The organism is Bradyrhizobium sp. Ses1 (assembly GCF_059512365.1).
Genome location: NZ_JCAMOQ010000074.1, coordinates 18,177 through 29,742, shown reverse-complemented (window position 1 = coordinate 29,742; position 11,566 = coordinate 18,177). Strand labels below are relative to the sequence as shown.

Genomic DNA, 11,566 nt, shown 5'->3' with positions numbered 1-11,566 from the left:
TTGCACCTGCAGCACATGGCCGCTGCTGGCTTCGGCGTGATACTCGCGCCCGAGCACATGCCGCGCCTTCCGACGCTTAAGACCATTCCGCTCGAAGGCGATCCAGTTTCGCGGGAGGTGCGGCTCCTGGCTGTCCAGGGGCGCCGCTACTCCCCGGCGCTGGACGCTTTCGTCAAGGTCGCGCGGCTTCGCGACTGGTCGGTCGAAGTCCCCGACCGGGGCGTGCCGCACGCAACGCTCCCGGAGGTGGCGAGGGCGCCCACATGACCACGACACGCGCGCCGGCGGCCAACCGTTTCCAGCCAATCGATCCTCAGCCTGATGACCACCCACCGATGCTAAACCAGACCGACAAGACACTCGCCCGGGTTCGCACAGAGCTGCTGACCACGTTCAGCGCCGCGGACTGGGAGGCATACAACCACCTCGTAGCCAGGCTCCGCGATACAGACGTGGCATCCCACGCGTTGAAGGTCGGAGACGACGCGCCGGACTTCCTCCTGCCGGACGCCGACGGCCGTCTCCACTCCTCCGAACAGCTGCGCCGCAACGGACCCCTCGTCCTGAGCTTCTTCCGAGGCGGCTGGTGTCCGTTCTGCACGGCTGAGCTCTGCGCCCTCCAGGCCGCGAAGGATGAGTTCGAGAGCATCGGCGCGACCCTCGCAGTCGTGACACCCGAGACGAGAGACTTCCCGCGGCAGCTCAAGCGGGGCCTGGGCTTGGACCTGAAGGTGCTCTCGGACGTCGACTATGGCGTTGCCATGTCGTACGGCGTGCTGTTCCGGGTGCCCGACGAGATCAAGGCGCACTATTCCGGGCTAGGGTTCGACTTCGGCGCGCGGCATGGGTCACCGGTGTGGATGTTGCCCATTCCCGCGACCTACGTGATCGACGCAGAAGGTCGTATCCGCAGCGCGTTCGTCGAGCCCGACTTCACGATACGGAAGGAGCCGGCGCAAATCCTGGCCTCGCTGCGCCAGGCCGCTTCCACGTTCAAGTGAGGGAGGCCGAAGGTGGAAAACGACATCCGGGACAATGCGGCAATGACGCGGTTTGAAATGTCCCTCGGCGACGGCGCGCTCGCAGTCGCCGACTACAAGATCGAAGACGGTCGCGTCGTTCTGCTCCACACGGAGGTGCCACAAAAGCTATCCGGCCTAGGGTACGGATCGAGGCTGGCGCATGGCGTTTTCGAAGCGTTGCGACGCGACGGGGAAAGAGTGATCGCGAAGTGTCCCTTCATGTCCTCCTACCCGCCCGGCACCCGGAGTACGCCGCATTCCTCGACGGCTGATCGCCGACAGACGGGACGCCGGCGCGCACGGCGCTTTTGGACGGCGATACCTCACGCCTATCGAATGCATGTCCAAAGGGAATTTCTAATTTCGTCGGCTTCGTCCGAGCTTTGGGTCTGCTAGGCCGGCCGAGCGCACGCGGTCGGCTCCGCAGCGATTGAAAAAGTGATTGAAGCCGTCGCGCTAAGTCACCGTGCCGTGCGCGAGCAGCAAAGGAGACCCCCATGAAATTATCGAGGACTGTCGGCGTGGCTGTCGCCGTCTCGCCGGTCGCCGGCACTGTGGCAGCGCTCGCGCAGATCAGCGGAACGACTCCCGCCGGCCCGACCGCGAACGTGGCGGACGCCGCCGGGCACCTGCGCGTGCCGACGGACTACCGAACCCTCTACCAAGCGCTCGGGAGCTGGGCGATTGCCGCCGACAGCGGCCAGGGCTCGAAAGAAATCCACGCCGTCTACGGATCCCCGGGGGCGATCGACGCCTACCGGAAGACGGGGCACTTCCCGGACGGCGCCGTGCTGGTGAAGGAAGTCTTCGCGACCTCGCCGAACGACATGACCACCGGCACGATAAGCCACGCCGACAAGCTCAAGGGCTGGTTCGTCATGGTGAGAGACAGCAAGGGAACGCACCCCGGCAACCCGTTGTGGGGTGACGGGTGGGGATGGTCGTGGTTCGACGCTGACAAGCCGTTCAAAACCACCTCAACGGACTACCATTCCGATTGCCAGGGGTGCCACGTGCCGGCCCAGGCCACGGACTGGATTTATGTGAATGGATATCCCGCCCTGCGTAACTAGGCGACAGTATGCCTCGACGCTCTCCTCTTGCCGCGGTTTCGCGGAGGTCATGCCCGCGAGCTGGTGCGGCAAGCCGGAAGATTGAAGAGCCTATTGTGGCCATTCGTTTCGGTGATCGACCTTTCGGGTCCGACCGACGTTCAGAGTACAAACGAGCGCATGGAGTTCGACGTGTCCCTGTCGGTCTATGACATCACGGTCCCTATCATGGTGCACGGACTGAACGTGATGGACGACTATCTCGACCACGCCCAAGCGCTCGAGCGGACCAGGGGATTCGAGCCTGGAAGGATCCTTGGCGAGCGGCTCGCGTCCGACATGCTGACTTTCGGAGAACAGTTTTCCGTAAGCTGCAATAAGGTCGACGCCCACATGGCGAAGCTGATGCAGCGTGACGCGCCAGCACCCCACAACACCCTCATGATGTATTCGGCATTGAAGGGGCGGCTCCTCGAGACGCGCGGCTTCCTGCAAAACGTGCAGCCGGACGAGATTGCCGGCGCGCGCTCCCACACATACGAGCTGACGCCGCCTATCGTGCGCGGGTGGTTCGGCGGCGACGACTACATCCGGCACCTGGTGCTGCCCGACTTCTTCTTCCACATCTCGATTGCGCACGCGATCCTTCGGCACCTCGGAGCGAAGATCGGGAAGCGCGACTATCTCGGCAACCTCAGTCAGCAGAGCGGCGGTGACTACTCATGAGAGGCGGGCGGGGCGCGCGGCACGGCCGGGGCTTTCAAAACAGGAAAGCAAGTCGAGGGGACGCCGATAGTGAGCGAGTTGCGAGAGGTCATTGGCGCGCTGCAAGGCGACGCGGACTTCAAGGCTGGAGATGAGAATTGCGCCGGTTTTCCACGAGACGGTTGGGCGGGACAACGACATGCATATGATAGACGTACTCGCAAGCGGGGTTGCTCACGACTTTAATAATAGATTGCAGACCATGGCCAGCGCCCTTAGCTTGATGCGCGTGCATGTTGCCGCAGGCCGTGCGTCTGACCTCGGTTCTCTCATAGAAGTTGCAGAACGGTCATTAGTTAGCGCCGGCAAGCTCGCGCATCGTCTTATGACGGTTGCGCGTAAACCGGTTCATCAATCGGACAACCTATTTCAACTTAACGATGCTCTTCTTTCAATGAGTGACCTGCTGCGCTGCGTCCTCGGAGAAGGAATCGTGCTGCGCTTGGCTTTATCGGATTCAGAAACTCGGATCCGATGTGATTCTCACCTGCTCGAATGCGCGATCATAAACCTTGTGATGAACAGTCGAGACGCGATGCCCCTGGGAGGTATCATTACAATCGAGACCAGCAAGTCTCACTCGCCCAAAGGCGACGATGGCCAAGAGTATGTTTCCCTATGCGTCACTGATTCTGGATGCGGCATTACCTCCGACATCCTGGAAAAGATATTCGAACCATTCTTTACGACGAAGCCACAAGGCGTTGGAACTGGGCTCGGACTTCCAATGATACACCATTTTGTTGATCAGGCGCGCGGCCACATTGAAGTTCACAGCATGCCGCAACAGGGCACATGCATAAAGCTCTACTTACCGACTGCCGCCGAAAGCTGAGAGTATGCGCAAAGTCGGCGGCCGAAAGGCCGCGTCAGAGATTGCATTCTGATGGGCGGCGTCGAATGTTTAACGGCATCTCAGCGCCGCTGGGCAATGCTCTGCATCTTGCTTGGACTTGGCCTAAGTTCCCTCGGAAGCGCGATCGTGAATATCGCCTTACCCAATATCTCGCGTTCATTCGCTAGTAGTGACGCGGCGACCGTTTGGATCGTGAATGCCTATCAGCTTTCGGCAACAGCCTGCTTGTTGCCCGTCGCAAGTCTGGTCGAGTCACTCGGTCTGAAGCGCGTTTATGCCGCGGGTCTAGCTATTTTTGTTCTCGCGTCGTTAGGTTGCGCTTTCGCTCCAACATTGCCGATGCTGGTGAGTGCGCGCTTGATTCAGGGTGTCGGAGCGGCCGGGGTTGCTGTGGCCGGCATTGCATTTATACGCGTGATCTATCCGCACCGCATGGTCAGTACGGGCCTCGCGTTGGTCGCATTAGCGGTGGCGATACCTGGAGCATTGGGGCCTACCATCGCGGCGACAATACTTGCCGTGGCAAGATGGCCCTGGTTGTTTCTGGTGAATGTGCCATTCGGCCTTGCGGTACCGCTGTTTATTGCCGCTGCACCATCAGACGTTCGGGTTCCTCGTCCCCTCGATTTGATCGGGGCCGCTCTCAATGCGTTGGCGTTCGGGCTTTTCGTCGTCGGTGTCGGTACGTTGGGTATTGGCGATAGGCGCATTGCGATGGGAGAGATCGTCGCAGGTCTTTTCTGTTTCAGCCTCTTCGTTCGACAACAGCTCTAGCACTCTATGCCAATGCTGCCATTCGATCTTTTCCGTATACCTCTGTTTGCACTATCGGCGTGGACATCTGTCTGCTCTTATGCTGCACAAATCCTGGCTTACGTCTCCTTGCCGTTTCTGCTTGAGGCGGGGATGCATCTTTCGGCCGTGGAAACAGGCTTTCTCTTGACGCCCTGGCCGTTGATGACGGCCATCACGGCTCCAATCGCCGGCCGCTTGACAATCCGCTACCCCGCCTCGGTGATTTGCAGCATTGGTTTGGCGTTGTTGGCGGCCGGTTTACTTCTGATGGTCTTCTTGCCGACAACTCCGGCGAAGTGGGATGTCGTTTGGCGCCTCGCCCTTTGCGGTATCGGCTTTGGCCTTTTCCAGACCCCGAACAACACCGCGATGATGACGGCTGGACCCATAGGGCGTAGCGGGGCCGCGAGTGGGATGAATGCCGCGGCTCGCTACGTCGGATGGTCACTTGGTTCCGCCTTGGTCTCACTGATCTTCGGCTTGGGCGGAGATCATGGCGCGGTCTTTTGTCTGGTCGCCGGAACGGCCTTCGCTCTGATGGGAGCCGCTACCAGCAGCGCTCGTCGGTTCAGATAGCGTCAAAATGCCGGACGCCAGCACCTCGTCGAAGGTTGTGTGGCAATGTGTGCGCTGTCCGGGGCATAGGTTTTGGGTACACACAGCGGCCGAGATCACCAACGCCCGCCGCGTGGCGAATGTTTGCCTCCGCTAGAATGGGACTGAATAGGCCTGTCCCTAGCCCCGTTGCAGCAACAGGGCTGTCAGCTCGTTTGGCATGTCGAGCATCACATCATGCCCGCACGCAAACTCCTCTCGCCACCAGCGGCGTTCTCCTGCGAGCTCGTAAAAGCCGTCGAAATAAGGGCTGTCATAGCTCCGCGCCCGGATGTATCCGATGTTCGGAATCGTGTCACAAGCGCCGCTGATCTGCGCCGATGCTTCAAAAGTGGACAATGGCTGCACCGTGCACTGTCGGTCAACCCAATCGGCGTCTGCCGCGTTCACTGCCAAGAACGATGCCGGAGGCGGCGGGACCTTCCAGCCATCGCCGTTCGCCGCGGCGAGTTCTCGGAATCTCTTCCCCTTGTCGGGTACGTAGTCGAAAAGAGTTTTGCCGTTGTTTGGCACAAAGGCATCGAGGTAGATCAACGAGCGAATCCGGTCTGACATCCGGTCGGCGACGTGGCGCACGACAAATCCAGCATAGGAATGTCCGACCAGGACGATGTCGCGCAGTTCTTCCCAAACCATGAGGTTGGTGACATCCGCGATGTGGGTGCCGAGGCTGACCTCAGGGCTCAAGAGGTGCGACGGTTCTCCAAGACCGGTCAGCGTCGGCGTGAACACCCGGTGGCCTTTTGAGGCCAGGAGGCGGCGCACGCGAGTCCAGCACCAACTGCCGTGGAACGCGCCGTGGATCAGAACGTAATCTGTCATTCTTAAGCTTCTCCCGAGCCGCCCGCTATCGCCACGGCCGGCGTCGGGGTTGTTGCAGCTATAAAGGCGCCGCAGATCGAGGTCGCAGCGGCTACGACGAGACCGACCTTGTAACCGGACTCGAAAGACGCGACACCGGCGGCCAGGGCCGCGCCGACAAGTTGCGCAATCCGGCTCGCCGCATTGTTGACGCCGGAGGCGAGCCCTTCGTCCGTCTGGTCAACACTCGACATGACGGACGCGGTAAGCGGCGCCACGAGCACAGCGAAGGACAGGCCAAGCAGCGCCATCGGTACGATCACACCGAGCATCAAGGATTCTTTCTGACCAAGCGCCATCCAGAGGTAGGCCAGTGCGGCACCTGCTGGTCCCGCGATGAGCATGGTCCGCGCGCCAATCTTGTCCGCCAAGCCACCGAAGACATTCGACAAGAGCCCTACGCCGAGCGTGAAGGGCAGAAATGCCAGCCCGGCATCGGTCGACGACAGGGTGCGCCGATCGACGAGCTCAAAAGGTAGCAGGAAGAACATGATCGAAATCCCCGTATAGACCATCAACGTCGCGACGTTCAGTCCGAGGAAAGCGCGGTTCTCTACCAGACGGGGCGGCGTCATCGGGTGTGCGCTTCCGCGCTCCCAGATCGCGTAGACGGCGATCCCGACAATGCCGAGCCCGGCGACGATCGTGAGTGCCGTGGTCGTCCGGGCGGAAGCGCCTGCGGCCGCCCAAGCTTCACTGCGTCCGATTTGGCTAAGCGCCCAGGCAAGCGCGCCGAGCGCCGAAGCGAGGATCGCGGCACCGATCACGTCGAACGGGCGCTGGATGCGGCCATCTTTGGGCGCGAAGACCAGCAGTACTCCCACTGCTACGAGCGCGAGCGGCGGGTTGATCCAGAACACGGATGGCCAGCCAAAGGTCTCGGTCAGCCAGCCGCCCAGGACAGGACCTCCGGCGGTGGTGAGAGCCGATGCCGCGGCCCATATGCCGATCGCCCGGTTCCGCTCCGCGCGCGGGTAGGTGGCGCCGATCAGGGCGAGGCTGGCGGGGGTAACAATCGCCGCGGCCGCTCCCTGCGCGCCGCGGGCAGCGATCAGCCAGGCCGGCGAAGGCGCCAGCGCGCAAGCCGCGGATGCCAGACCAAACAGGACGCAACCGGACGCGAGCATGCGCGCCTTGCCATAAACGTCCGCGAGCGCGCCGCCGATCAATGTCAGCGAGGCGAGCGCCAGCATATACCCGTTGAGTATCCATTGAACGGAGGCGAGGTCCGCTCCGAGGTCAGCGCGCAATCTCGGTAACGCAACGGGCAGCGCTGTCGCATCGATGAATGCCATCGAGGACGCGATCACACAGGCCGTGAGCACCATGCGCCGGCCCCAAGGTGCCGTTTCCTGCCCGAGCTCTCGCGGGCAGGGTTCTGCATCGATAACGCCGCGGCCGCACTGCTCTATAAACGGCTGCGCCTCGTGGTGACAAGCTCGCCAACTCTGGTTTGCAGGAGTGGTCATTCGCGGTCTCGTATTGCGTTGTAGGTGCTTCTGACAGCGTGGCGGTCGCCACCCGGCGAGGGAAATCGCCTCTCGCCATAGAATCGATAGACGATCGTTATTGCCTCGCCGCGCGGCGTGAGGCCGCCGCGGTCTGCGCAACTTGCCTTGATTTATGAATGGCAGAGAGGACCGTCGCAGCAGCATTCTCGGCTGCTATGGAAACTATACATGCCGGCTATTGGAAAATTTCGTCCCGCGCTGCGATCAATGGTTAGCACTGTCGCAGATTTCATCGAGTAACGCGCAGGACAATCTCGGACGGAGATTACTCAATTGCGTGGGAGAAAAAGTATGGTCGGGGAGAAAAAAGGTAGGCGCCTTACCCTACTGATCGCCGGAGCGGTTTCCAGCGCAGTTGGCAGGACAGCTGTATTCGCGCAATCCGAATCCAATAACATCGGCGCACCGACGAGGAAGCGCTGTCTCCCCGAATATACCGCATCCGGCGACTTGATACTGCCGGAGAATTTCAATGAGTGGGTGTTCGTCGGCTCACCTGTCACTCCGAACGCGCTCAACGGCGGGAAGGCCAATTTTCCTGAATTTCACAACGTTTATATCAAACCGGGTTCATACGAGATCTACAAGAAGACAGGTGAGTTTCCGGAGGGAACGATCTTCTTCAAGGAGCTACAGCTGACGCTCCCAGCCGAGAACCCGGATGGCTCCCGCACCGAGGCCTCCCGGCGAGGCTTCTTCCCCGGAAAGCTAAACGGCGCGGACGTTTCCGTCAGGATAGCAAGCGCTGCGACGACACTGGAGGCTGGGGTTACTATAACATCGATCACCACGAGCCGAAGGCTCCGACAGCCTAGCTGCGGCCGAAGTCCGAATGCGCGTTCTGCCACATGGCTAGCGCTAAGAAAGACGACGTCTGGACCCAATTCTATCCGTTGCTGGACAAATGAAATCGTCAACGAACGCTACCGGTTCGCCAACACAGGGTGCCGCTGGCATGAGATGTCGAACGGGCTCTCATCGCTGGAACATATCCAGCAAAGAGACAAGCAACCGAGGAGACAATTCATATGAAGGCGATCATCGTAACGGACCGGGCCGCGGGAACGGCGGGAATGAAGCTGGTGGAGCAGTCCGAGCCGCAGGCAGCGATCAACGACGTCGTTGTTCAGGTTCATGCGTCGGGATTCACCTGGGATGAGCTGACGTGGCCTTCGACCTGGACCGATCGCTTCGGCCGTGACCGGGCGCCGGTGATTCCCGGGCAAGAGCTGGCCGGAGTGGTCACCGCCCTTGGCTATGGCACGAGGGGACTGTCGGTCGGGCAGCGGGTGTTCGGAGTCACGGACTCGTATCGCGGCGGCACGCTGGCCGAGTATGTGGCCGTCGAGGCACGCAACCTCGCGCCGCTGCCGGGCGATGTCGAGTTCGCGGTGGGCGCGAGCGTGGCTATGCCGGGCCTGACCGCGTGGCAGGGACTGTTCGTGCACGGCCGCCTTCAGGCAGGGCAGAGCATCCTCGTGCACGGCGCGGCCGGCGCGGTCGGTTCGATGGTCACCCAGCTCGCACGTGAGGCCGGCGCCTACGTGATCGGCACCGGACGCGCCGCCCACCGTCAGACCGCGCTCGACTTCGGCGCGCAGGAGTTCGTCGCTCTCGAGAACGACGCCCTAGAAGACGTCGGCACAGTAGATCTGGTTTTCGATATGTTCGGCGGCGACATCGCGAAGCGGTCCGCAGGCCTGATTGGAGCCGGAGGAACGCTGGTGACCATCGCCGGCCCGACCGAGGTACGGCCTGCCGACGGCCTGACGATCGACTTTGTTCTCGTGTCCGATCGCGCCCAACTGGGTGAGATCGTCCAGCGGGTGCGGGACGGACGACTGCGGACGAACATCGGCAACATCGCGACCCTCGATGATGCTGTCGCCGCTTTCAATCCGAGCAAGCGGACGAGCGGGAAAACGATCATCCGCGTTCGTCCGTGAGGACTCGGGGACGGCGAGCGGTTCTGCGCTCCTCGTGGATCATCGTCGCCTTTTGGATCGTAGCGTAGCAACACAAGGAGACTGGTTGGATGCAAAATTACGTCTTGGGGCATTCGAGCCGGGAACGGCACCGCGGAAAGTGTCTCGACAGGTGGAGGCGGTCGGCCGGGCCGCCTTCGTCACGGGCGCGTCGTCCGGATCGACCGCAGCGCTGTCGCGATCACTACGGCCCGCGAGCGCGCGCGCCGCTGGTCACGCCAATATCGAATTCGAAATGACCGGCTCCGGAAACTGCGATCTGGCTATCCGTCGCTATGTCTTGGTCCACCAGAGCGACCCTGTCGCACTGATCCGCAGCGGCCACTCACGTCCAGCGAGGCGGCGCAGTTGCCTTCCACGAGGTATTCCTCCTCGGAACATGGTGGTCCTTTCCCCTGGTCCCGCTATGGGAGGATACCTCCGATCTCATCAATACGACGTTTCGCTCAGTCGTTACGTGCCCTGATGCCGGAGCGCGGATGGTGGAGCATTTCTACAATGCGGGGGGGAGTTGCCTCGCCTGTTTTCGGAGACTCCGGTGGACGGCGGCCCCGACTCGTCTCTTACGCATGGGCCGCGGAAACTCTTCCGTTCGCTGTTGCCAAGAGCCGAGGAAATCGGCCTTGTGGCACGCGGCGAGATCGATATCGACAGGCTTGAGGACCACCTGCGCCAAGCGGTGACGGCGGTCCATGCTCAGATCGGCTTTGCCCATCAACATTGCGGCTGGGCGCGAGTCCTATGACACTTTTTGAGAAGAGTACACGGGGAGGACCGACGAAGTTCATATGTCCTCCCCCAACGGAGGCGAATCGTCCTCGGTGCCTGACAAGGGGTGGCCCGGTAGAGCCTCTAAGCAAGGGGCGCGTGTCATGTGCGATGATAGCGTGGCTTACGTAGCCGTGAGCCGGAGATCCGGTCGGTTTCGCTGAGGTAAGGGGGGATTGAAGTTCATCCTCAATCTTGAAGGGATTCCCAGACAAGTTCTCAGCTGAAAACAACTTCGTCAGCCGATCCATGATAGGTGATAAACCCGTTCAGTGCTGTATCGGCAATCAGCCCCGTCGCGGCCTTTCCCGCCGACAAGAAAGCCCGTGCGGTCGGTATCTGATCCGCCATCGCGGTTGTCGCCAGTGGCGTCGCGCCCGCGATCGCCGGCGCGATCCTCGATGACAGGTCCTGGCGGATGATCTTTCTGATGCTCCCGCCTGCTATCGCCAGCGCGCCGGCCGTCGGCGCCCTTAGGATACCCAACGACAGCCCGACTAGGTCGTGGACTCAATTGAGCGAAGCGAAATTCGCACGGCGGCGAGCTGGATAAACGCCAGGAAGCTCGCGCCGAGCTTGTCATAACGGGTGGCGATGCGACGGAACTGCTTGAGCTTGTTGAAGAAGCGTTCGACGTGATTGCGCTCGCGATAGAGAGCTTTGGTCCACCGGAAGCGCTTTTTGCGCCGGATCATGTTGGGAATGTTGGCGGTGGCGCCGCGGGCCTTGAAGAGGGCTCGCAGGCGATCGGCGTCATAAGCCTTGTCGGCGATAATGATGGTGTCTTGGCCGAGGCTGGCCAGAAGAGGTTCGGCGCCGGTCAGATCGTGGGCTTGGCCAGGTGTGATCAGGATCTGGATCGGCCGGCCTTGGTGGTCGACGCGCGCATGGATTTTGGTCGAGAGCCCACCGCGGCTTCGCCCCACACAACGATCTCCACTTTTTTGACCCCTGAGGCATGCTGATGCACCCGCACGATCGAGCTGTCGATCATCTGAACCTTGCCCTCATGGGCCTTGGTAACTGCCCCCATCAGCCTGTCCCAGATGCCAGCCTTGCGCCAACGATCAAACCGATTGTAGACGGTCGTCTAAGGTCCATACCGCTCGGGGAAATCCCGCCACGGCGCTCCCGTCCTCAGCACCCAAAAGATGCCATTCACGACCTGCCGGTTGTTCTGCGGCTGCCGGCCGCGGCGTCCCTTCGGCAGCACTGGTTCAATAACGCTCCACTCGAAATCCGTCAGATCGTAGCGCATGATCAAGCCCCCAATGGAGGACTTGAATCACTCCTCACTGATTTGCGCTAGAGTTAATTGAGTATAGAACCTAGTCAC

The 11,566-nt window shown here is 61.3% G+C and carries 10 protein-coding genes and 2 pseudogenes; 9 read left to right on the top strand and 3 right to left on the bottom strand.

Going from position 1 to position 11,566, the window contains the following annotated elements; translation table 11 throughout:
- From AC5ZG5_RS42335 to AC5ZG5_RS42305, 7 genes and pseudogenes are all read left to right on the top strand, one after another.
- The coding region (locus AC5ZG5_RS42335; protein ID WP_496114003.1) for a LysR substrate-binding domain-containing protein at window positions 1-267 on the top strand (267 nt) is incomplete at its 5' end.
- Window positions 264-1,001 (top strand): peroxiredoxin-like family protein, encoded by a 738-nt coding sequence (locus AC5ZG5_RS42330; RefSeq protein ID WP_456646119.1) that lies wholly within the window; start codon window positions 264-266, stop codon window positions 999-1,001. The genes AC5ZG5_RS42335 and AC5ZG5_RS42330, both read left to right, overlap by 4 nt.
- A 42-nt stretch (window positions 1,002-1,043) precedes the next feature.
- A complete protein-coding gene (locus AC5ZG5_RS42325) occupies window positions 1,044-1,418 on the top strand; it encodes a GNAT family N-acetyltransferase (RefSeq protein WP_456646126.1) in 375 nt (124 codons plus the stop codon).
- Between the two features lie 101 nt (window positions 1,419-1,519).
- Entirely contained in the window at window positions 1,520-2,095 is a 576-nt protein-coding gene (locus tag AC5ZG5_RS42320) for a cytochrome P460 family protein (protein ID WP_456646118.1), read from the top strand.
- A 93-nt stretch (window positions 2,096-2,188) separates the two neighbouring features.
- Entirely contained in the window at window positions 2,189-2,800 is a 612-nt protein-coding gene (locus AC5ZG5_RS42315; RefSeq protein WP_130227775.1) for a DUF1993 domain-containing protein, read from the top strand.
- Window positions 2,801-2,978: 178 nt separating this feature from the next.
- Window positions 2,979-3,674, top strand: coding sequence for a sensor histidine kinase (locus tag AC5ZG5_RS42310; protein WP_456646117.1), 696 nt, complete (start codon window positions 2,979-2,981; stop codon window positions 3,672-3,674).
- A gap of 51 nt (window positions 3,675-3,725) precedes the next feature.
- Window positions 3,726-5,066 (top strand): annotated as a pseudogene (locus AC5ZG5_RS42305) (MFS transporter).
- Window positions 5,067-5,225: 159 nt separating this feature from the next.
- Here the strand turns inward: AC5ZG5_RS42305 and AC5ZG5_RS42300 are convergent.
- On the bottom strand, window positions 5,226-5,927 hold the full coding sequence (locus tag AC5ZG5_RS42300; protein WP_456646116.1) for an alpha/beta fold hydrolase: 702 nt from the start codon (window positions 5,925-5,927) through the stop codon (window positions 5,226-5,228).
- Between the two features lie 2 nt (window positions 5,928-5,929).
- A complete protein-coding gene (locus AC5ZG5_RS42295) occupies window positions 5,930-7,435 on the bottom strand; it encodes an MFS transporter (protein ID WP_456646115.1) in 1,506 nt (501 codons plus the stop codon).
- A gap of 333 nt (window positions 7,436-7,768) precedes the next feature.
- Here AC5ZG5_RS42295 and AC5ZG5_RS42290 point away from each other — a divergent pair, with 333 nt between their 5' ends.
- Together AC5ZG5_RS42290 and AC5ZG5_RS42285 are read left to right on the top strand one after the other, a co-directional pair.
- Window positions 7,769-8,509: a cytochrome P460 family protein gene (locus tag AC5ZG5_RS42290; RefSeq protein WP_456646114.1), complete on the top strand. Its 741-nt coding sequence runs from the start codon at window positions 7,769-7,771 to the stop codon at window positions 8,507-8,509.
- Window positions 8,506-9,423 (top strand): NADP-dependent oxidoreductase, encoded by a 918-nt coding sequence (locus tag AC5ZG5_RS42285; RefSeq protein ID WP_456646113.1) that lies wholly within the window; start codon window positions 8,506-8,508, stop codon window positions 9,421-9,423. The genes AC5ZG5_RS42290 and AC5ZG5_RS42285 overlap by 4 nt, the downstream gene beginning before the upstream one ends.
- A gap of 1,304 nt (window positions 9,424-10,727) precedes the next feature.
- Here AC5ZG5_RS42285 and AC5ZG5_RS42280 read toward each other — a convergent pair.
- Window positions 10,728-11,488: pseudogene (locus AC5ZG5_RS42280) on the bottom strand (IS5 family transposase).
- Window positions 11,489-11,566: the final 78 nt, after the last annotated feature.